The organism is Bradyrhizobium sp. SZCCHNRI3052, from assembly GCF_032484895.1.
Lineage (GTDB): Bacteria > Pseudomonadota > Alphaproteobacteria > Rhizobiales > Xanthobacteraceae > Bradyrhizobium.
The window spans coordinates 91,444-113,469 of sequence record NZ_JAUETW010000015.1 but is presented as its reverse complement, the minus strand read 5'-3'; the positions used below and the strand labels follow the sequence as shown (position 1 = coordinate 113,469).

At 68.0% G+C, this 22,026-nt stretch carries 18 protein-coding genes; 14 read left to right on the top strand and 4 right to left on the bottom strand.

Features of this window, described 5'->3' with window-relative positions; all coding sequences use genetic code 11:
- Nucleotides 1-51 precede the first annotated feature (51 nt).
- Nucleotides 52-1,239 (top strand): TCR/Tet family MFS transporter, encoded by a 1,188-nt coding sequence (locus QW887_RS30060; protein ID WP_316195701.1) that lies wholly within the window; start codon nt 52-54, stop codon nt 1,237-1,239.
- Between the two features lie 95 nt (nt 1,240-1,334).
- Nucleotides 1,335-1,493 (top strand): hypothetical protein, encoded by a 159-nt coding sequence (locus QW887_RS30055; RefSeq protein WP_316195700.1) that lies wholly within the window; start codon nt 1,335-1,337, stop codon nt 1,491-1,493.
- 216 nt (nt 1,494-1,709) lie between these two features.
- Here QW887_RS30055 and QW887_RS30050 read toward each other — a convergent pair whose 3' ends face one another.
- On the bottom strand, nt 1,710-2,948 hold the full coding sequence (locus QW887_RS30050; protein WP_316167291.1) for an NF038122 family metalloprotease: 1,239 nt from the start codon (nt 2,946-2,948) through the stop codon (nt 1,710-1,712).
- A 252-nt stretch (nt 2,949-3,200) separates the two neighbouring features.
- Between QW887_RS30050 and QW887_RS30045 the strand changes: the two genes are divergently transcribed.
- Both QW887_RS30045 and QW887_RS30040 read left to right on the top strand, forming a co-directional pair.
- A complete protein-coding gene (locus QW887_RS30045) occupies nt 3,201-4,151 on the top strand; it encodes an aldo/keto reductase (protein ID WP_315715410.1) in 951 nt (316 codons plus the stop codon).
- Nucleotides 4,152-4,491: 340 nt separating this feature from the next.
- Nucleotides 4,492-5,604 (top strand): TAXI family TRAP transporter solute-binding subunit, encoded by a 1,113-nt coding sequence (locus tag QW887_RS30040; RefSeq protein WP_409998662.1) that lies wholly within the window; start codon nt 4,492-4,494, stop codon nt 5,602-5,604.
- A gap of 30 nt (nt 5,605-5,634) precedes the next feature.
- On the opposite strand, the gene QW887_RS30035 is transcribed toward QW887_RS30040, so the two are convergent.
- Together QW887_RS30035 and QW887_RS30030 are read right to left on the bottom strand one after the other, a co-directional pair.
- Nucleotides 5,635-7,083 carry a HAMP domain-containing sensor histidine kinase gene (locus QW887_RS30035; RefSeq protein ID WP_316167289.1) on the bottom strand — a complete coding sequence of 483 codons (1,449 nt, stop codon included), beginning with the start codon at nt 7,081-7,083 and terminating at the stop codon, nt 5,635-5,637.
- On the bottom strand, nt 7,080-7,751 hold the full coding sequence (locus QW887_RS30030) for a response regulator transcription factor (RefSeq protein ID WP_315715407.1): 672 nt from the start codon (nt 7,749-7,751) through the stop codon (nt 7,080-7,082). The genes QW887_RS30035 and QW887_RS30030 overlap by 4 nt, the downstream gene beginning before the upstream one ends.
- Nucleotides 7,752-8,164: 413 nt before the next feature.
- Between QW887_RS30030 and QW887_RS30025 the strand changes: the two genes are divergently transcribed.
- On the top strand, nt 8,165-9,721 hold the full coding sequence (locus tag QW887_RS30025) for a glycosyltransferase family 39 protein (protein ID WP_316195698.1): 1,557 nt from the start codon (nt 8,165-8,167) through the stop codon (nt 9,719-9,721).
- A 102-nt stretch (nt 9,722-9,823) separates the two neighbouring features.
- Here the strand turns inward: QW887_RS30025 and QW887_RS30020 are convergent, their stop codons facing one another.
- Nucleotides 9,824-10,147: a hypothetical protein gene (locus QW887_RS30020; protein WP_316195697.1), complete on the bottom strand. Its 324-nt coding sequence runs from the start codon at nt 10,145-10,147 to the stop codon at nt 9,824-9,826.
- Between the two features lie 886 nt (nt 10,148-11,033).
- Between QW887_RS30020 and QW887_RS30015 the strand changes: the two genes are divergently transcribed.
- From QW887_RS30015 to QW887_RS29975, 9 genes are all read left to right on the top strand, one after another.
- Nucleotides 11,034-12,464, top strand: a complete 1,431-nt coding sequence (locus QW887_RS30015) for an SWIM zinc finger family protein (RefSeq protein WP_316195696.1) — start codon at nt 11,034-11,036, stop codon at nt 12,462-12,464.
- 2 nt (nt 12,465-12,466) lie between these two features.
- Nucleotides 12,467-13,861 (top strand): DUF5691 domain-containing protein, encoded by a 1,395-nt coding sequence (locus tag QW887_RS30010; protein WP_316195695.1) that lies wholly within the window; start codon nt 12,467-12,469, stop codon nt 13,859-13,861.
- Between the two features lie 29 nt (nt 13,862-13,890).
- Complete coding sequence (locus tag QW887_RS30005; protein ID WP_316195693.1) at nt 13,891-14,994, top strand: AAA family ATPase; 1,104 nt, start codon at nt 13,891-13,893, stop codon at nt 14,992-14,994.
- Nucleotide 14,995: 1 nt separating this feature from the next.
- The gene (locus QW887_RS30000) at nt 14,996-17,377 is read left to right on the top strand and encodes a DUF5682 family protein (RefSeq protein ID WP_316195691.1); all 2,382 of its coding nucleotides are present in this window, start codon (nt 14,996-14,998) and stop codon (nt 17,375-17,377) included.
- A complete protein-coding gene (locus tag QW887_RS29995) occupies nt 17,374-18,564 on the top strand; it encodes a vWA domain-containing protein (RefSeq protein ID WP_316195690.1) in 1,191 nt (396 codons plus the stop codon). The genes QW887_RS30000 and QW887_RS29995 overlap by 4 nt, the downstream gene beginning before the upstream one ends.
- Nucleotides 18,565-19,647 (top strand): M48 family metalloprotease, encoded by a 1,083-nt coding sequence (locus tag QW887_RS29990; RefSeq protein ID WP_316195688.1) that lies wholly within the window; start codon nt 18,565-18,567, stop codon nt 19,645-19,647.
- A gap of 93 nt (nt 19,648-19,740) precedes the next feature.
- Entirely contained in the window at nt 19,741-20,295 is a 555-nt protein-coding gene (locus QW887_RS29985; RefSeq protein ID WP_315752198.1) for a hypothetical protein, read from the top strand.
- A 2-nt stretch (nt 20,296-20,297) separates the two neighbouring features.
- Nucleotides 20,298-21,131, top strand: coding sequence for a TIGR04222 domain-containing membrane protein (locus tag QW887_RS29980; RefSeq protein ID WP_316195686.1), 834 nt, complete (start codon nt 20,298-20,300; stop codon nt 21,129-21,131).
- Nucleotides 21,132-21,195: 64 nt separating this feature from the next.
- Entirely contained in the window at nt 21,196-22,020 is an 825-nt protein-coding gene (locus tag QW887_RS29975) for an NAD(+)--dinitrogen-reductase ADP-D-ribosyltransferase (protein WP_315752314.1), read from the top strand.
- Nucleotides 22,021-22,026 lie beyond the last annotated feature (6 nt).

Below are 22,026 nucleotides of genomic sequence, written 5' to 3'. Positions count from 1 at the left end.
CGAGCGGTCGCGCGTGTTTGCGCCATCGGCTCGCGTGGACCGGAGCGCGCCATGACCAGGGCTGTTGCCGTCATCTATCTCACCATCGTGCTCGATGCCGCCGGCATCGGGCTGATCTTTCCGATCCTGCCGGCGCTGCTGCACGACGTGACCCACACCGGCGACGTGGCGTTCCTTCTCGGCGTCATGACGGCGCTCTACGCCGCGATGCAGTTCATCTGCGCCCCGGTGCTGGGCTCGCTGAGCGATCGGCTCGGCCGGCGCCCGCTGCTGCTGGTCTCGCTGGCCGGCGCCATCGTCAACTACCTGTTCCTGGCCGCTGCGCCCGATCTCTGGATGCTCCTGCTCGGCCGCGCCATCGCCGGCGTCACCAGCGCCAACGTCTCGGTGGCCACGGCCTACATCACCGACGTCTCGCGCGAGGACGAGCGGGCCCGCCGCTTCGGCCTCCTCAATGCGATGTTCGGCATGGGATTCATCATCGGGCCCGTGCTCGGCGGCGCGCTCGGCGACCATTGGCTGCGGCTGCCGTTCGTCGTGGCGGCGACCTTGAACGGATGCAACGTCCTGCTGGCGTTGCTGATGCTGCCGGAATCGCGACCGCCGGACCCTGGCAAGATCGAGATCGCAGTTCTGAACCCGCTGCGGCCACTGCGCTGGGTGTTCGCCGTCAAGAGCCTGCTGCCGGTCGTTCTCCTCTTCTTCCTGTTCAGCGCGACCGGCGAGGCCTATGGCGTCTGCTGGGCGCTGTGGGGCGGCGACGCCTTCCACTGGAGCGGTCTTTGGATCGGCCTGTCGCTCGGCACCTTCGGGGTGTGCCAGATGCTGGCCCAAATATTCCTTCCCGGTCCGGCCGTGAGATTGCTGACCGAGCGCGGCGCCATCCTGACCGGAGTGACCTGTGTCTGCACGGCCCTCACCGCCATGGCGTTCGCCAACCAGAGCTGGATGGTGTTTGGCGCGATGCCGCTGTTCGCGCTCGGCGGCATGGGCATGCCGGCCCTGCAGTCGATCGCCACCCGGCAGGTGGACGCACATTTGCAGGGCCAGTTCCAGGGCGTGCTCGCCGCCACGGTCAGCCTCGCCTCGATCGTTGCGCCGCTCGGCTTCTCGAGCCTCTACTTCGCCGTCAGGGACGAATGGCCCGGGGCGATCTGGCTGTCGGTCGTCGCCATCTACGCGATCGCCATTCCCGTCGTCGTCACGCTGCGCCCGGCCAAGCCGGCGCCTGCGCCCTGATGCGTCGGAACCATCGCCGTCGCCGCCCGTTGGCCCGGATGCCTGAGATCGAACTCGCAAAGCCGCTCGTTCGAGCGATGCAGATCTATCGTCGCGTGGCCAGACACGATCTGGACCAGGGAGCGCGGCGCGCCCTGGCGCGGCATATCCGCGGACTGGCCGAACAAGGCGTGCATGATCCCGGCCGGCTGACCGTCTGCGGCCTCAGCTATCTGCGCAAGCTCGACCGACAACGCGACCGCGAGCGATCCTGACCTGTCGCGTCGGACACATGGCGATCGATCGTGAGCGGACCGCACCTCCGATCCGCCCGATCGCTTGGCTACATCACGCCTTTCAGTTCAGGCGAGTGCGACGGAGATGGCCGGGGCAAGCCCGGCCATGACGACGATGAAATGGCGGGCATGACTTAGATCGACTACGCGATGGCCTTCTCGCGCCCAATCAATCCTCTGCTGGTAGCGACCGCCTCAGTTCGCACTGATCGCGTGCAGATGCATCGCGAGCATCATCGGATCGTGGTGCGGCTCGGCGGAATAGGACGCATGGGCCGTTGCTTGGTCATGGTTCGCGCCGGCATCGGCGCCATTCAGCGCAGCAGCGTCGGCCTGGACATTCGCCAGCACCTGCGCGGCGCCGGCGGCATCACCCAGCTTGGTGAGGCTGGCGGCCGTCTCGGCGGCCACCGCGGAGGCGATCGCGACGGCCTGCTGCGGCGTCTGCACCGGTGCGGCGACCCCGGCGGCGTGCGGGATCTGGGCGAGCAGGGCCTGCGTGTCGGGAGTCGAGATATTGTAGCCGAGCGTCTCCAGCACCACGAGATCGATCGGCGACAGCGTCTGCGACGTGGTCGGATTGTAGAATTCGTTCAAGGGATCGCGGGCGCCCTGGATGCCGGTGTTGAGGAAGTCGGCCGGGTCCGACATCTGGCCGTAATCGGCGATCTTGGTGAGCCCGCCGTCGAGCGAGAAATACGCGGGAGGCGCCGAGCTGATGCTGTTGTTGATCAGATGCTGCCCCGGCTTGGTGAAGTCGAACAGGTCGAAGATGTCGAGATTGCCCGGCGACGGCACCCGTCCCAGCGCATGCGACAGTTCGTGCAGCGCGACGCCGACCAGCGACTGCGTCGGGATGTCGGTGTTGAAGACGGCGAAGCCGTCCTCAGTCGTCGTGCTGTTTGGATCGATGAGCCCGAGCACCTTGGCCTGAGCATTGGCGACGAACACCTGGGAATGGCCCTGCACTGCCCGCCCCGTCGGCAGGTTGTCGAACACCGTGTCGCCGGCCGCCGCGTGGTCCTGCAGATCGGTTCGGAGCTGCGCGTAGCTGGTGAGCACGCCATTGGAGACATTGGCGCCAGCCCCGCCGCCGGTGCCGGCGAAATCGATCGCGAGGTTGACCGTGGCCTGATCGGTGATCGCCGAGGACAGGATCGCCGCCGCCTGCTCGACGCCGGCGCGGAAGCTTTCGGGCGCGGCCGCGGCGGCGGCATCGAAGGTGAGGTTGAAGGTGAGCCCGCCGGTGTGAACCGAGACGGTCTCGGAGCCGTCGGCGTGTACCACCGGATCCGACACCGCGCCGGGCGGCAGCACGACAGGCGAGGCAGCCGCAGCCATATTGGTCGTCGTGTTCTTCGCCGCCGCGGCCGGATCGGGCATCATGAGGCCATCTGAGCTCAGCCCGAGCTGGTCATGGGTCAGCGTGTTCATCAGACGGACTCCTTGATCATGGCCCCCCGCGTCTCCAGCTGCGAGGCGTTCGCAGGCTGCGACCATCATCGGCAAGTGAGTGAAAAGTCTGACGCTGCCGGACCCACTTCGGGGCAGCCGTGCCACGGTTTGGATGCGGCCGGGCGGGCCCGCCATGCTCCTGCCGCGCTGGTCTCGCGCGACGAATGACGGCAATCTGCGGCAGGCGTCCGCGACGGATGCAGCCAACATCATTCAGATCGAGAGCCTCCCATGAAGATGCGCCCGCTCGGCCGTTCCGGCCTCAACGTTCCGCCCCTCTGCTTCGGCTGCAACGTGTTCGGCTGGACGGTGGACGAGGCGGCCTCGTTCCGCCTGCTCGACAAGGTGCTGGAGTCCGGCATCAACTTCCTCGACACGGCGGACGTCTATTCGCGCTGGGTGCCCGGCCACAGCGGCGGCGAGTCCGAGACCATCATCGGCAAATGGATGAAGCTGCGCGGCAATCGCGATCGTGTCATCCTCGCCACCAAGGTCGGCATGGACATGGGCGACGGCAAGGTCGGGCTGAAGGCCGACTACATCGCGCGCGCGGTGGAGGACAGCCTGCGCCGGCTGCAGACCGACGTGATCGATCTCTATCAATCGCACAAGGACGACGAGACGACGCCGCAGGAGGAGACGCTGGCGGCCTATGACAGGCTGATCAAGGCCGGCAAGGTGCGGGTCATCGGCGCCTCGAACTTCTCGGCGGAGCGGCTGCAGGCCGCGCTCGAGCTGTCGGCGAAGAGCGGCTTGCCGCGCTATGAGAGCCTGCAGCCGGAATACAGCCTCGCCGAGCGCGCATCCTACGAAGGCGCGCTGCAACGCGTCTGCGAGAACTACGGCGTCGGCGTCATCACCTTCTTCTCGCTGGCCGCCGGCTTCCTCACCGGCAAGTATCGCTCGGAGGCCGATTTCGGCAAGAGCCCGCGCGGACAGCGCGGCATCCCGAAATACATGAACGAACGCGGCATGCGCATCCTCGCCGCGCTGGACGCGGTCGCAAGGGAGACCGGAGCGCAGCAGGCCTCGATCGCGCTGGCGTGGCTGCTGGCCAAGCCCTCGGTGACGGCGCCGATCGCCAGCGCCACCAGGCCCGAGCACGTCGACACGCTGGTGGCGGCGACGGAGCTCGCGCTGACCGCGGACCAGGTCGCGCGGCTCGACGCGGCGAGCGCGTGAGCGCCGGCGCGCGGCGCCACCATTCAGCGCCAGGCGTGCGACGTTTCGACACGCACGCAGGACGGTCGTTCTCCACCGAACACGGCCTGTGATCGAGGATTCGGCGCGCTCAGCGCCGGTCCCCGATCGCAACACTCGATCACGCTCCTGCACCGCATTTTCAGCACAGCGGTGAAGCGGGCCGGGCGACTTTGCAGCATCTCGCGGATCGCCACCTCACGGCCAAACTTCGGCCGGGATCGAACTGCTAAGTCCACTGTCAATTTAGAATGTATCGAGGAAGCGTTCGGTGAATCGTGTCGCGCGCGTAACTGTTGGCGCATTCCTATTTGCATGTGTTCTGTCATCCCTCGTGGCGCTGTCTGGCAGCGCCCGAGCGCAGCAATTGCCGCAGCGCCCGCCCACCGGCGGCGCCGTCGGTACGCTGCCGGACCGCGAGGCGCTGAACTCCGGCACCGTCACCGTGATCACCGCGCCGATCGGCGGGCCGATGTCGGTCATGGGCTCCGACATGGCCGCGGTGCTCGACGAGGGCGAGAGCCTGCGCGTGCTGCCGATCCTCGGCAGGGGCTCGGCGCAGAACCTCATCGACATCATCATGTTGAAGAACATCGACATGGGCTTCGTCACCACCGACGCGCTGGAATTCGTGAAGACGGAATACAACATTCCAGACATCGCCCAGCGCGTGCGCTACATCGCGCAGCTCTTCCACAACGACGTCCACATCGTCGCGCGGCGCGAGATCCGCTCGCTGGAGGATCTCAATGGACGGCGGGTGTTCGCCGAGCGCTCGATCGGCCTGCCGGCGGCGCGCACGATCTTCCGCCGGCTCGGCATTCGCGCCGACATCGACTCCCAGACCGATCCGACCGGCGGGCTGCAGAAGCTGATCGACGGCCAGGGCGATGCCTGGATCGCATCGGTGTCGAAGGACGCGCCGATCATCAAGGGCATCAAGAACGAGGGCGGCCGGCTGCACCTCTTGACGGTCCCCTATGACCACGCGCTGCAGGACATCTATCTGCCGTCGTCGTTCTCGTCCGAGGAATATCCGAACCTGGTGCCGCCGGGCACCAAGGTCGAGACCGTCGCCGCCTCGACCGTGCTGATGGTCTACAATTGGCCGGAGAACAGCGAGCGCTATCGCCGTACGGCGCGGTTCGTCGACGCGCTGTTCGGCAAGATCCAGGTGCTGCAATCGCCGCCACGGCATCCGAAATGGCGCGACACCGTGCTGTCGGCGCCGGTGCAGGGCCTGGTCCGCTTCAAGGCGGCGCAGGAATGGCTCGATGGCGCCCGCGCGATGCAGTCGCCGGGCCAGGATGCCAACCCGGCCGAATTCCGCAAGTTTCTCGACGAGCGCAAGGCGCAGGCGCGGATGTCGCCGGACGAGGCCGCGCGACTCTACAGCGACTTCCTGAAGTGGCAGCGGAGCAGGGAGCCGCGCTGAGCGCGGGCCGCCGGAAACGACGTCCCGGCATCAAGCGCGCGGCGGCGATCCCGCCTGCTCGGCCGTGCGCCGGACGGCCGGCAATGTCGCATCCGCAGCGTCGCCTTGCGAAGGCGCGGCGCGCGCGAAGCTGAGCTCGACCGTGGTGCCGCCGCCCGGCGTCTCGCGCAGCGCGACGCGGCCCTGATGCGTCGCCATGACCTGCGACACGATCGAAAGCCCGAGCCCCATGCCTTCGCCGCGGGCGTGGCCGCGCTCGAACGGCTGCAGCAGGCGTTCGGGCTGATCGGATTGCAGGCCGGGCCCCGAATCGATCACGCGCAGGCGCGCCGCGGCGTCGACCTCGACGAGGATCGGACCGCCCGCGCCGGCATGCGCGACCGCATTCCTGATCAGGTTGGAGAGCGCGACCGCGATCGCCGGCTCCGAGCCGCGGATCCGGACCGGCGCATCGCAGCCGGCGAAGCCGATCTCGAGCCCGGAGTGCAGCGCCATCGGCACATGCTCGGCGGTGACGCGCCGCGCCAACGCGACCAGGTCGATCTCGCCCAGCTCGTCCGGCTCCAGCGAAATCCGCGCCAGTTGCAGCAGCATGGTGACGATCGACGACAGCTTCTGGTTCTCGCCGACCAGTTTCGCGCGCAGGCCGGCATCCGGCACCGCCTCCAGCATGGTGCGGGCGTTGGTCAGCGGGGTCCGCAGCTCGTGGGCGGCATTGGACAGGAAGTTGCGCTGCGCCTCGGCGGCGTGGTCGATGCGCGACAAGGCGCGGTTGAAGGCGGTGACCAGCGGCAGCAATTCGGCCGGCGCGTCCCGCTCGGGCAGCCTTCGGCCGTCGGGCACGCCGTCGATCATCTCGGCCGCGCGTGCGACCGCACGCACCGGGCGGGCGATCAGCGTCGGCACGAACAACAGCGCCGCCAGCACCGTCGCGACCAGGACCAGGATGATCGGAAGCGCGACGATGGTCGCGTCGGTCAAGGTGCCCGTCATCAGCTGCGTCGACGTGTAGGCGACGCCGCCGGTCTCGATCAAGACCTCGCCGACCGGCGTATTGCGGACCGCCATCATCCGTTTCAGGCGCCGGGTCTCGCCGTCGATCGCATAGGCCAGGAAGCTGGTGCCGTTCTGCGACGACGGACCCTTGTGCGGCCGCCATTTCGGAATCGGCCCATAGCTCACCTCACCGCTCTTGTCGGAGACGACGTACCAGAACGTCGGGAAGTCCTGCATGATCGTGTCGAGGCGGGGCGTCTGCTTCACGAGCAATTGGCCGCCAGCATCGCGAGCCACGGCCTCCTTCAGCGCATCGGCGACGTCGGCCGCACCCCAGGTGCCGTCATCGTCGCCGCCGAAGCGGATCAGCAAGGCAGCGGCGCAGATCAGCATGATGGTGGTGACGACCGCAATCAGCGTCGCGGAGAGCAGCGTGATGGAGCGGCGGATACGGCTGAGCTTCTGCCACCTCACCTGCGTCACTCGCCGCTCAGGAGATAGCCGAGGCCGCGCACCGGCCTGATCGTGGCCCTGCAATTGGCTTCGCGCAGGCGGCGGCGCAGCCGTGACACATGGGCCTCGATCGCGTTCGACTGGATCTCGTCCTCGAAGCCGTAGGCCGCGGTCTCCAAGGTCTCGCGCAGCACCACCCGCCCGCTGCGGCGAACCAGCGCCTCGAGGATCGCCAGTTCGCGCCTGGGCACCACGATCGGCGCCTGGTCGACGCAGACGGCGCGATTGACGATGTCGAAGCCCAGATTGGCGATCGAGACCATCGCGCCGCGGTCGAGAAACAGCCGGCGCAGCACCGCCCTCGCCCGTGCCACCAGCTCGATCGGCTCGAACGGCTTGGCGACGTAGTCGTCCGCGCCCTCGTCGAGCGCACGCGCGATGTCGGCGGGATCGTCGAGCGCCGTCAGCACCACGGTCGCGGGGCTCGGCTTCTGCTGCCGCAGGTCCGGCAATAGCGCCAGCCCGTCGCCGTCCGGAAGTCCGCGGTCAATCACCACGAGCTCGAAATTGCGCACCGCGATCGCCGCCCGCGCCTCGTCGAGCGTCGTGACGATGTCCGACGAGCCGAACGCCGTCGCGAGTGCATCCCGCAGCCAGAGCCCGAGCTGGGGATCATCCTCAACGACCAGAACGCGCACGCCATCCTCCCGCAACATCGACAATCGGCTGTTCCTATCATTACAGACGGATTACAATAGGATTACGTCGGCGGCGTTCTGGTACCGTTGTTTTTCAGCGCTCAATCAAAGTCGACCCGTTCTGCCAGGGCTGATCGAGCGTCCGTCGCGATATCTCAGATTGTAAGCTGAACGGCTTCTCGGCCGGCGCGATTGCAGTGGTATGACGTGCCATGCCGCGATGATCCGATTTTCGACGTCAGCCTTTCGTAATCGTCTCGGCCTAGACTGGCATTCAAATACGCGCCGAGGATTCGCCCGCATGAAGCCTGCCGCATGATCGACCGGACACACCGGGCGATCCGCCATTCTTTGTCGGCCGCGGCTGCCGATCGCGCGTCACATCCGTCGCCTCATCATTGATCAACATCGACATGTTCCATGACTTTGCGTTCTCGACCGTCGCCGAACGGTCGGATTGTCATCCGGCGGCCTGGCGCCGTCCGTTCCTGCGTTGGCTCGACGGCATCGAGGCCGGCTGGGCCGTGCCGCTGCTGCTGGTGTGCTTCGTGGCCGTGTGGACGGCCTATCTCTCGATCGCCTATGCCGGCGCTGGCCTGCATCCCGACGTGATCGAGACTTGGACATTCGGACGGCAGTTCGCCTGGGGCTACGACAAGCATCCGCCGCTGATGGGCTGGATCGCCGGCGCCTGGACCGCTCTCTTCCCTCTTTCCGACTGGTCGTTCCACCTGATGGCGATGACCAATGCGGCGTTGGCGCTGTGGTTCGTCGACCTGATTTCGCGCCGCTTCGTCGCCGGGGACAAGCGGGTGATCGTGCTGCTGCTACTGATGCTGACGCCGGCCTATCAGTTTCACGCGCAGCGCTTCAACGCGAACTCGGTGCAATTGGCGACGTGGCCGCTCGCCACCTACTGCTTCCTGCGCGCGTTCGAAACGCGAACGCTGCCCTGGGCAGCGGCCGCCGGCCTGACGGCCGCGCTCACACTGCTCGGCAAGTACTACTCGATCTTTCTGGTGATGAGCTTCGCATTCGCCGCCATGGCGCATCCGCAGCGACGCGCCTATTTCACCTCGGCGTCGCCATGGATCTCCGCGGCCGCAGGCCTCGCCGCGCTGTCGATGCATCTTGACTGGCTTGTCGGACATGACGCGGCGCCCATCCAGCACGCGCTGATGCACGCGCGCTCCACCCTGGCGACGTCGTCGCGGGATGCCCTGTTCTTCGTGCTGGGGCTCGCGGCCGCGATGGCCGTGCCGGCTGCCACCTGGCTGATCGTCGCCGGCGCCAGGATCAGGTCTTTCACCACGGAGATGGCCGCGCTGAACGGCGGCCTCCGGCTGTTGTCCTATATCGCCATCGGCACGGTCGGTCTGCCCGTCATCAACGCGCTGATCATGGGTACCGACCTGCCGTCGTTATGGGCACTGCAGGGACTGTTCCTGTTCGTCGTGGTGATCGTCTGCGGCGCAAGCTATCCGATCGCGCGCTTCCACACCGTCAACATCGCGGTGCTGACGGCCGGAATCGCCGTCCTGGCCGCGATCGTCGCGGCGCCGCTGCACGCCTTCTACCGCAACCGGCACGGCTATGAGGAAGGCCGCACCTTCTACCAGCAGACCGCGCGGGAAGCCACGCGGCAATGGCGGGAGCTGACGGGGACACCGCTCGCGCATGTCGGCGGCACCGAGAGCCTTGCGCTCGCGACCGCCTTCTACAGCGCTGATCATCCCGCTTACGGTCTGCCCATCTCAACCCACAAGGCCGGCGCGGACTCTGGCAGCGAAGGCTGGATTTCGCTGTGCTTCCGCGACCAGGCGGATTGCATCGGCGCCGCGGAAGCGGCGGCCGCCCGATCCGGCAACTACGTCAAGCGCGAGTTCGCGGTGCAGGCGCGGCTGCTCGGCTGGACAGGATGCACACGAACGGTGGTGGCATTCCTGGTGACGCGGCCGAACGAACCATAGGGTTGAGGCAACGCTGGACGCGGCAGCCTCGTCAGCTGATCGGAACATTCGGATCGAGGACAAGGTCCCGCGTCGGCGGGACCTTGTCCTCGGGCGGCGGTCTCAGTCGTTGTCCCAGGATCCGTCGGAATAGCCGTCCCGGTAGCCGGACAAATAGCCGTCGCCATAGTTGCCGTAGTCCGCGTCGTACTCATAGACGCGGTGACGACGATAGACGACCCGCGGCGGCGGATAGTCCTCGTAGCCGTAGACATAAGTGGGCGCGGAACGGGCGGTTGCCGCAGAACCGATCAGGGCTCCGATCGCCAGACCTCCGACGACGCCGGCGGCGACCGCCGCTCCGCGATTCCCGCCAGCGTTGGCCGGCGTGGCGATCGTGCCTGCGATGGTCGAGGCCATGATCATAAGCGCGCAAATTCGTTTCATTGGGTTCTCCTTGCGATCGGCTCAGCCATCGCTGCGGGAGACTCGTGGCTGCGGCTTACCGCATCATTACAGACGGCGGATGGCAGATGCACAACGAACATGTGAGCGCGAGCACCGCCGCGAGCTCGATCATGGCAGGCCGTTCGGACGTGTGGGGCTGGGACACAAACCGAACGGCCTGCTCACTGGACTCCGACGACGTTCGAAGCCATGCGGCGCCAGATCATGATGGAAGGTGCCGCAGGTGGGACGGAGCCGACCTGATCAGGCCGGGCTTTCGGGTCTGCGGCGGCGCTCCAATGTCCTTCCGATCGAACGCCACATCGAGAGACGGCGAGCAATGGCTCATCATGACACGCTGTCGATGGCAAAACCGATGTGACCTCGATCAAGGACGCGTTGAAGCTAGCGTCACGGCCTTACCGCAGGATTACAGTACGACGCGGATGATCCGGGCATCTCACCATTGCATGGCCGGGAAAAATTCCAAGGCCGGCCGTGCTGATGACCTCCGTGCTGAACACAGCGCGCGCGAGCAGCGGGATTCGATGTGATGGAAGACAACGGGCCCTACAGCGCGCTGCGGTGCTTCACGTTCCGACGGCGCAACGGCGATGTAGTTCCGTATGAGCGGCGGCGATTCAGAGCGTCCGGTGCGCGCGCTCACCGCGGCGTCGGAGATATCGCGCCCGCCTCATGCATGCCCAGGAAACTCCGCAGTTCCGCCGGCGTGCGCGCGACGCGACGAGCGTTGCGCAGATCGCTCAGCTTCTTTCCCGCGCGACGCGACGCAAAATCAGCAGGCATCGCGCTGGAATTGTTGTGCGGCTCCGCCGCCATCTGCTAGGGAGTGCGGCATCGCGCGATCAGCCGGTTGGGAGAGTGGGTGTCTCTGACACGCGAACGAATCGAAGGGCTCGCGCCTGATCAGGCCTCACTCGCCGCAGCGCTGAAGCTCGTGAAGCCTGCCAACTGGCCAATGCTGGCTGCGAGCAGCGATGCCGAGGTGCTGTGGGGCGAATGCCAGGGCTCCGGCGCGACGCCGTATCGCGTGGTCGCCGCGGCCGACGGCAGCGGCTACAAATGCACCTGCCCGAGCCGCAAGTTTCCCTGCAAGCACGTGCTGGCGGTGCTGTGGCAGCGGGTCGACAAGCCCGAGCGGTTCGAGACCACCAGCCCGCCGCAATGGGTCGAGGATTGGAGCGCGCGGCGGCGCGGCTCGAGCGGCCGCGCGCCGGGCAAGCCCAAGCCGGAGGGCAACGATGCGGGCACGCCACCGTCGCTCGATGCTGCCCTGGCAGAGGCCGCGACGATTGCTCCCGCCGACCCAAAGGCTGCTGCGCGCGCCGAGGCGCAGCGAGAGCGGATCAGGGCCGAGCGCGAGGCGGCGATCCTCGCCGGACTCGACGAGCTGGAGCGCTGGATCGCGGATCAGCTCAACCAGGGACTTGCTGATTTCGCCGCCCGCGCCGCGTCCGCCGCGCGCACGCTGTCGACGCGACTGGTCGACGCCAAGGCCGGCGGCCTCGCTGCGCGGCTCGACCAGCTCTCATCCGAACTGTTTCGCGTCGGAGAGGATCGCCGCGCCGATCTCGCCATCGAGCAGCTCGGCACCATGTCCCTGATCGCCTCGGCCTACCGGCATCAGGACCGGCTGCCGGCACCGCTGCGCGAGGATGTCCGACGCGCGGTCGGCTGGTCGCTGCGCCGCGAGGAGCTGCTGGCGGACGCCACGGCCCCGCGCGCGAGCAACGTGTGGATCGTTGCCGCCAACCTGTCCGAAGTGCAGCCGGACAAGCTGCGCAGGCTGGAGACGTGGCTCGTCAACACGGGCGATGACCCCGGCCAGCCGCGCGCCGCGGTGCTGATCGATTTCGTGCCGGTGTCCGGCGGCGGCGCCGGATTTCCGTTCGCGCCGGGGGAGATCATCGACGGCGAGGTCGTGTTCTATCCGTCGGCCGCGCCGTTGCGCGGGCTGCTGGCGAGCCGCAAGACGGCGGCGACCGCGACCTGGCCGCGGCCATCGCCGGGGCTCGCCCCAGCGCTGCAGGACTACACGGCGCGGCTCGCCGCGCTGCCGTGGCTCGATCGCTGGCCGCTGCTGCTCGCGGGCGTCACGCTTCACACCGCGGGAAAGGGTGCGCTCGTCATCGCCGACGAGGCCGGAGCTGCGATCGCGGTAGAGCGCGGCCAGTTCGACCAACTGACGCCGCTGCTCGGCCTCGAGGACCTGTCGCTGCTGTGTCTGTGGGACGGCCGCATTGCGCAGGTGCTGGCCGCCGAAACGGCGCTCGGCCGCTGGCATCACGAGAGCTGACGATGGCGAGCGCGATCGATCCCCAGAGCCATGCCCGCCTGCGCCAATCCTTCCTGCTCGGCCTGGCGCGGCAGCCCTTGATGACGCCGCCGGCGCTGGCCGAACTGTTGCCACACGGACGCGAGCCTGCGCTGCCACTCCTTGCGCTGGCCGCGCAATGGCAGCGCTTCGCCGGCGCGACGGCGCCTGTCGCCGATCCCGTCCCGGACGCCGCCCTGCGGCTGCACCAGGACGCGCGGCCCATCCTGCCCGAGGCGGCGCGGCGCGCGCTCAAGGCATTGGCGCGCAGCGTCGAGAAGTCGCTGGCGTCGAGCGCCTTGCCGCTCGCGCTGCGCCGTATCCAGACCGCCGGCTGCCGGCTGCATCCGTTCGATCTGCCGGATTTCGTGCCGCACATCAAAGCCAATGCCGAGGACCAGGGCCTCGCCGAGCGCGCTTATCTGGCGCTGATCGCCTCCGACGCCGATGACGATGCCACCAAGGGCCTGTTCTTCGAACGCATCACCATGGAGAACTGGACCACCTTCCCGAAGACGCAGCGCCGCGCCTTCGTGGCGGAGCAGCGCCGCAACAATCCCGCCGACGGCCGCGCGCTGATCGAATCGGTCTGGAAGAGCGAGCCCGCGCCGGTCCGCGCTGCGCTGCTCGATGCACTGATGGTCGGCCTCGGCCCCGATGATCGGCCGTTTCTGGAGAGCCTGAGCGCCGATCGCGCCGACAGCGTCAAGCAGATCGCCGCACAGCTCCTGACCCGGATCGCCGAACGCACCGAGCACGGCGCCCGGCTGACCGAGGCCGCGCGATGCTTCCAGCGCGCGGGCTCGTTGCTGGCCAAGATCGGCCTCGGCGCGGCGTCGACAGTGACCTTCAAGCTGCCGGCCGACGGCCTGAAATGGCAGGAGGCCGAGGCGTTGCGCGAGCGGCTGTTCGGCGGGCTGCGGCTCGCCGCGCTCGCCACGGCGGTCGGCGCGCCGCCCGAGGCGCTGATCGCTTCACTGCCGCCGTCCGAGCACCGCGTGCTCACGCTGCTGATGGATGCCGCCGCGGCCGAGGGCGATGACGACACCGTGCTGCGCATCATCGGCGCGCGCCTCTGCGGCGGTGACGCACTGCACGGATATGCGCTGATGTCCTTGGCGGCGAAGGCCCGCCAGCCACTCGCGCCGCAGGTCGCCGAACGCGTGCTCGCATCGCCGGCCTGGCAGAAGGCGATCCAGGACCTCGCCGACGCGACGACGCCGGCGGCGCAGAAGGACGACGGCCGGCTGGTGCTCATGGCTGCGCTGATGCCGCGCGCGACGATGCCCGCCTTCGTCGCCACGCTCACCCCGGTGTCCCCCGCGACCGCGCGCGCGGCCAAGGATTTCACCGACCTCGTTCTCGCGTTGCCGACGTAACGCACCATCAAACAGTCCGGAGCACGCCCATGACAAACGCTGATGCTAGCCCAAGCGACGGCCAGTTGCGCCGCTCCGCGGAAGCATTGCATGCCCACGAGCTCGAGGCGTTGGCGCAGGAGGACACGCGGGCGCGGCCGGCGCAATGGCGGCTGTCGCCACAGGCGGTCGTGACCTATCTGATGGGCGGCCGCACCAAATCGGGCGTCGAGATCACGCCGAAATATATCGGCAACCGCCGGCTGATCGAGACCGCGGTGGCGACGCTCGCGACCGACCGCGCGCTGTTGATCCTCGGCGTGCCCGGCACGGCGAAGTCGTGGGTCTCCGAACATCTCGCCGCCGCGATCTCCGGCTCGTCCGAGCTGATCGTGCAATGCACGGCCGGCACCGACGAGAACCAGATCCGCTACGGCTGGAACTACGCGCTGCTGCTCGCCAAGGGCCCCTCGCGCGAGGCCATGGTGGCGACGCCCTTGATGCGCGCGATGGAAGCGGGGCGGATCGTACGCTTCGAGGAGCTGACCCGCATGCCGTCGGACGTGCAGGACACGCTGATCACGGTGCTGTCGGAGAAGCTGATGCCGATCGCGGAGATCAACGACGCCGTTCACGCCCGGCGCGGTTTCAACATGATCGCGACGGCGAATGCGCGCGACAAGGGCGTCAACGAATTGTCCTCGGCGCTGAAGCGGCGCTTCAACGTCGTGGTGCTGCCGCTGCCGGCCGACCTCGATGAGGAGGTGAGGATCGTCACCAAGCGCGTCGGCGAAATCGGCGGCGGCCTCGAGCTGCCGAAGATCGCGCCGGCCAACCAGGAGATCATGCGCATCGTCACGGTGTTCCGTGAGCTGCGCGACGGCCAGACGCTCGACGGCCGGCTCAAGCTGAAGTCGCCGTCGGGCTCGCTGTCGACGGCGGAAGCCATCGCGGTGACCATCGGCGCCTGGGCGGAAGCCGGCCATTTCGGCTCCGGCGTGATCGATGCGCAGAGCATGGCGGCGAACCTCGTCGGCGCCATCGTCAAGGATCCGGTGCAGGACAAGGTCGTGCTGCAGGAATATCTCGAAACGGTGGTGCGCGAGCGCAAGCCGTGGGCCGATCTGTACGGCGCGATCCGCGACGTGATCTGACATGGCCGCGCCGCAACCCGATCGCCTGCATCTGCTCGGCATCCGGCATCACGGGCCGGGATCGGCGCGCGCCGTGCTATCAGCGCTCGACGCGGCCGATCCGGCCGTGGTGTTGATCGAAGGGCCGCCGGATGCCGATGAGCTGATCGCGTTCGCCGCCTCGCCCGCGATGGTGCCGCCGATCGCGCTGCTGGTCCACGCCCAGGACGATGCCGCCAATGCGAGCTTCTTTCCGTTCGCGCTGTTCTCGCCCGAATGGCAGGCGATCCGCTGGGCGCTGGCGAGGGGACGGCCGGTCCGCTTCATCGACCTGCCGGCGTCCTACCGCCTCGCCGAACGGGCCAAGCTGAAGCAGCCGGAGGGCAATGAAAGCGAGGCCGCGCCGGAGGACGCCGATGCGCCTGCGCCAGATGAGCCGGACACGGTCGATCCTGAGCTGGCGCAGATCCGGCGCGATCCGCTGGCCTATCTCGCCACCCTTGCCGGCTATGACGACAGCGAGTCCTGGTGGAATGCGATCGTCGAACAGGGGGCGCATGGTCCGGAGATCTTTGCCGCGCTGGAAGCCGCGATCGCGGCGTTGCGAGAAAAGATCGATCCGCTGCCCTACCAGCCTGCCGATGAAGCCCGGCGCGAGCTGCGCCGCGAAGCGCATATGCGCTTGGAAATCGCGGCGGCGCTCGGCGAGCAGGACGGGGCCGTCGCCGTCATCTGCGGCGCCTGGCACGTGCCGGCGCTGCGGCGGAAAGTGGCGCTGAAGGATGATCGCGCGCTGCTGAAGGGGCTGCCGCAGGTCAAGGTCACCGCCACCTGGGTGCCGTGGACGGAGACGCGCCTCGCGGCCGCGTCCGGCTATGGCGCCGGCGTAATTTCGCCGGGCTGGTACGCGCATCTTTGGCAGGGACTGCAGCACGGCCAGGCCGCCGCGCTCGACGCCACCGGCTTCACGACCCGCTGGCAGGCCCGTGTCGCGGAGCTGCTGCGGCGGCACGGGCGGCCGGCATCGACGGCATCTGTCATCGAGGCGTCCCGGCTCGCGATCACGCTGGCCGCGTTGCGCGACGTCGCTTTGCCGGGATTGGCCGAGATGCGCGAGGCGAGCCTTGCAACGCTCTGCGAGGGCGAGACGGCGCCGTTCCGCCTGATCGAGCAGCAGCTCATCATCGGGCAACGTGTCGGCGAGATCGACGACAGCGTGCCGCAGATGCCGCTCGCCGCCGATCTCGCGCGCTGGCAGCGCAAGCTGAAGCTGAAGCCCGAGGCGCTCGACACCGACATCGCGCTCGACCTGCGCAGCGAGGCAGGGCTTGCCAAGTCGCAGCTCCTACACCGGCTGGGCCTGATTCAGGTGCCGTGGGGACGGTTGCAGGGATCGGGACAGAGCCGCGGCACCTTTCGCGAGAACTGGCGCCTGCGCTGGGAGCCGGAATTCTCGGTGCGTCTGGTCGAGGCGCTGGTGCACGGCACCACCGTCGCGCAGGCTGCGGGCAATGCCGCCGTCACCAACGCACAGGCGGCGACCTCGTTGAACACCGTCGCGGCCATCGTGCGCGGCTGTCTCGAAGCGGGTCTGAGCGAGGCGGCCGAGACGACGATCGTGCTGCTGCAGCAGCGCTCGGCCGCGACAAGCGACGTTGCCGATCTCACCGAGGCCGTGCCGCCGCTCGCCGAGATCCTGCGCTACGGCACCGCGCGGGCGCTGCCGACCGAGGCGCTACGCCTGCTGGTGACCAGCCTCGTCGAGGCGATCTGTGCCGGCCTCGTCTATGCCTGCCGCAGCCTGCAGGCCGACGTCGCCGCCGATCTCCGCGGCAGGCTGGCGCGGCTCGACGTCGCGATCGGACTGATCGAGGATCGCGGCCTGCGCGACGGCTGGAGCCGCGCGCTGTTGCACGTCGCCGCCGATGCGGCGGCGCATCCGCTGTTGAAGGGCCTGGCGAACCGCGTGCTGTACGATCAGGGCATCGTGTCACCGGAGCAGACCGCGCTGGCACTGTCGCGCGCGCTGTCCCGCAGCGTGCCGACCCTGGAGGCCGGCGACTGGCTCGACGGGTTTCTCGGCCAGAGCGGCCAGGTGCTGCTGCACGACCAGATGCTGCGCCGGATCATCGACGGCTGGCTTGCTGCGATCGACGACGAGGCGTTCAACAACCTGCTGCCGGTGATGCGCCGTGCCTTCGCGAGCTTCGACCGCAACGAGCGGCGGCGCCTGCTGGACGAACTGGCCAGGCAGCGGCCGCTGGCCGTCGGCTCCACCTCCGACGCCAGCCCGCTGCTGCCGCCCGCGCCGCTGCCGGCCACCGCCGCCTGCTTCGACGCGGCCCTGCCCTTGCTGCTGACCATCCTCGGCGCCGACCGGCCGATCAAGGAGGCCAATCGATGAGCGACGACGCTGATGCCGAGCGCAACCGCCGCTGGCGCCTCGTGCTTGGCGGCGACGACCAGGCCGGCCTGTCCGATCGCGATCGGCGCCTCGATGCGGCGCTGGCCGGACTCTATGACGCCGGCTCCGGCGGCAAGCGCGGCGGCGGCCGACGCGGCGGTCTCGGCGGCTCGGCGCCGCGCGTCGCGAGCTGGCTCGGCGACATCAGGGAGTTCTTTCCGGCACCGGTCGTGCAGGTGATCCAGAAGGACGCGTTCGAGCGGCTCGGCCTGAAGGAGATGCTGCTGCAGCCCGAATTCCTCGCAGCCCTCGAAGCCGACGTGCATCTCGTCGCCGATCTGATGGCTCTGCGCTCGGTGATGCCGGAGAAGACCAAGTCGACGGCGCGCCAAGTCGTCGCCAAGGTCGTCAAGGAGCTGATGGAAAAGCTCGATGCCCGCACCACCGAGACGATCCGCGGTGCGGTAGACCGCCGCCGCCGCACCCGCCGACCGCGCGCCGGCGACATCGACTGGCCGCGCACGATCGGCAAGAACCTGCGCCACTGGCAGGCCGAGCATCGCACCATCGTGCCGGAGACATTGATCGGGCACGCGCGCGCCGCGCGCCGGACCAATCTGGAGGAGGTGATCCTGTGCGTCGACCAGTCGGGCTCGATGGGCACCTCCGTCGTCTACTCCTCGATCTTCGCCGCGGTGCTGGCCTCGATCCCGGCGATCGCGATGAAGCTCGTGGTGTTCGACACCAACATCATCGACCTCACCGAGGAGCTGGCCGATCCGGTCGAGGTGCTGTTCTCGGTGCAGCTCGGCGGCGGCACCGACATCAACCAGGCGCTGGCCTATTGCGAGCGCCTGGTGCGCGAGCCGGCGCGGACGCACATGGTGCTGATCAGCGACCTCATCGAGGGCGGCATCGCCGAGCAGATGCTGGCGCGCGCCAAGGCGCTGGTCTCGTCGGGCGTCAACCTGATCGTGCTGCTCGCGCTCAACGACGACGGCCGCCCAGCCTACGACGCCAAGCACGCCGCGATCCTGGCCGCGCTCGGCTGTCCGGTGTTCGCCTGCACGCCGCATCAGTTTCCGGAGCTGATGGCAACGGCGCTGAAGCGCCAGGACATCTGGTCGTGGGCCGCAGCACAGGACATCAAGCTGGTGCGGCCGGAGGACGTCAATCAGGCCATGTGAATGAAGCGTCTCGTTCTGTCATGCATCCTGCTGCTCGGGCGCTACGCTGTTCTGCCGGTCGTCGCGCTGGCCGGCGGATTGCTGTTCATCTGGCTGATCGCGCTGGACGACTACACGAGAGTTGCGCTCATCACCGCCCCCATCATGTTCTGCGTGGTCGCGGCCGCCGTCGCGCTGGCGCTCGGAATTCTTTTCGTGCCGGCCCGGCGCGAGCGGAGCAACGTCCTGGACGAAGCAATGGCGCCCGCGCTCTGGCGGATCTGGCAGGAGCTCGATCCAGCCTTCGCCAAGCCGACGCGCACGCTGCGGTTCGACGCCGAGTTCAATGCGTCGATCAGCGAAGCGCGCGGCTATGCCGGCATCTTCCGCCAGCACGTCACGATGACCGTCGGACTGCCGCTGCTGATGATCCTCGACGAGCGGGCAATCCGCGCCACCATCGCCCACGAGGTTGCCCATGCCGAGCTGCGTCACATCACCGGGGCCGGCAATCTGTTCGACTTTCTGCGCGCCTGCGAGAACGTTCTGCATTATGCGAACCCCGATCGCACCGTCACCGGCCGGATTGCAGCAGGGCTGCTGCGTGCCGTGCTTGGATGGGTCAACAGCGAGTATCTCGCACTCTCACGTCAGAATGAGCTGGCCGCCGACCGGCGCGCGGCCGCGCTTATGGGACCATCCGAGATGGCGCGATCGCTCGTGCTGATCGCCGGTGGCGTGGCGCGACTGCGCGAGCTGGTGTTCTCTCCCTTGGAGACCGACATGCTCGGCGCCATCAGCCTGCCGGCGACGCCGCTGCAGCGCATGTCGACCCATCTCGTCGACATCCGCGACCATGATGCGCTCACCGCTGCTGCGGCCAAGACGATCGAGGAGGAGTCCATGGAGGCCCCGAACTCGACCCACCCGCCGCTCCGTGCGAGCCTTGCCAATCTCGGCTGTGCCACGCTCCCCGCAGTCGATCCGATCGAGGCCCCGGCCATCGAGCGACTGCTCTCACCGGATGCGGCGCGCGACCTTTCGGCCCAACTCGACGCCGAGTGGCGCAAATTGGCACAGACCAGGGTCCGTCTTGGAGGCTGATATTCAGCATACCTGCCGGCGACGCCTGCCCCCGTGGAACTCGGCGCGCATCTATGCTAAGGTGCTGCCGTGCACGATCTCCGGGAGCCTTCGGTGCGACGCGCGCAGGTCAAGGTCGATGTCCAGGCCGACGAGCCGGACTGGGCACCTGCGCGACAGGACTTATGGCAGCGCATTGCCGCGCATGATTTCGAGCCGGATACGCCGTTCAACTTCACCCAGCGATTGGCGCGCGACCATGGCTGGAGCCTCGATGAGGCCCGGGCCGCGATCGAGGCCTATCGCCGCTTCTGCTTTCTCGCGATGGTTTCGCCGACGCCGGTGACGCCCAGCGAGGTGGTTGACGAGGTCTGGCACCAGCATCTGATCTATTCGCGCGACTATTGGGTGATCTGGTGCGGCGAACGGCTCCAGGCCCCGCTGCATCATGATCCGACGCCCGGCGGACCGCAGGCGCAGATGACCTACCGCCGGCAATATGCCGAGACGCTGGCACTGCATGAACGCTTCTTCGGTCCGCCCAGCCCCGATCTGTGGCCTGCGACACACATCCGCTTCGCCGGACCGCGCTATCACGTCACCGACCTCACCCATTGGCTCATTCTGCCCCGGCCCCGCGCATGGCTGCGGCGGCTGTTCAGGAGATGAATATGGCGCTCAATCCGTTCGACTGGACGGCCGGCCCATTCCTACTCGTCTACATCGTTCTCGGCGCCATCATTTTCCTCAAGGCCTTCGCCCTACGCGGCACGATCGGCCCGGCCGCGGCCAAGCCCCAGCCGCCTTTGAACGAGCTCGAGCTGGCCTATCTCGCCGGCGGCGCGCCACGTTTCGGCGATACCGTGCTGCTCGGCTTCGCTGCGAACGGCGCAGCAACCTTCACCGCCCGCGATCACAAGATAACAGTGACTGATCAGACGTCGCTGGCGGCGCTGATGGACCGTCCGCCGCGGCTCGCATTCCGCCCGGAGATGACACGGCAGGAATTCCAGCAGGCGCTTGCGCCACTTACGGCCCGCATTCAGGCGCGGCTGGAGGCTCTCGGCTATGCACCGACCGACAGCCAGATGGTGGCATTCCGCAAGGCCGTGTTGCCGTTCGTCGGCGCGCTCATCCTGTTCGGACTGATCAAGGTCCTCGTCGGCGCTTCGCGGCAACACGACGTAGGCTTTCTAATACTACTACTCGGTCTTACGGCGCTGGGCGCGGCGATGATCGCAAAGGCGCCCTCCCGCACATACGCCGGCAACGAGGTGCTGCGGAGCTATCAGGCGACGCATGCGCGCGCAGCCCGCGCCCCGCGCGAGCATGAATTGCTACTGGCCGTCGCACTGACCGGCGCGGCGGTGCTGTCCGGCACCGCCTACGCTTCGGTGCTGGCAACATCCAAGGCGCTGAGCAGCAGCGGCGGTGGTTGCGGCGGTGGCGGTTGCGGAGGAGGAGGAGGTGGTGGTGGTGGCGGCGGCTGCGGCGGCTGCAGCTGACAATCAATCGCTCTTCGCCGGTGTCACCGCCGTAGACTTTCCTGTTCGCATCCGACGCGGCATCATGCGCGTCATGAACGACGAAGCACGGCGCGGCATCGGCCATTCGACCAATCTCGTGGGACGTCCCTCGGAATGGCTGGCGAGCTGCGCCTTCAACGACAGCGCGGCGCCGCTGCACATCTGGGGCGTCACCGAGATGAACCCCAGCCTGTTCACGATGCTCGCACAGGCGGAGCATCTCAACGAGGCCGGCCAGGCCTTCTCGGCCTACATGATGGCGATGTTCGGCCTCGATCCCGAGCAACGCGCCACGACGTCCGGCGGCCAGCGGCGTTTCCGCTCGTCCTTCCTGCGGCTGATCCAGGGCTGGGGCTTCGACAGCAACGGCCCGGAGGGCGCCGTGCTCAAGGGCTGGGTCGAGAGCCGGTTCGGCCTCGGTCCGTCCTACCACAAGGAGATCATCGAACGCGTGGCAAGCCGGGCCTGGACGACCTATGTCCAGGAGAAGATGTCGAGCCGCTTCCACAACAATGCGATCTGGGTGCAGCTCGATCTGCTGTTCGAATTCTGCCAATGGGCGATCCGCCGCTTCGCCTTTCCAGGCGAGACGCATCTGACGCTGCATCGCGGCGTCAATTCGTTCGACGAGCATTGGATCGTGGCGCGAACAACGCGGCGCGAGGCGGTGGTCCGGCTCAACAACCTCGTCTCGTTCTCCTCCGACCGCGACACTGCGGGCTGCTTCGGCGACATGATCCTCACCGCGCGGATTCCCGTCAGCAAGATCGTGTTCTTCAACGGCCTGCTGTCGTCACATGCGCTGAAGGGCGAAGGCGAATACCTCGTGATCGGCGGCGACTACCGCGTGAGCGTCGACTATGTGTGAGCGGAT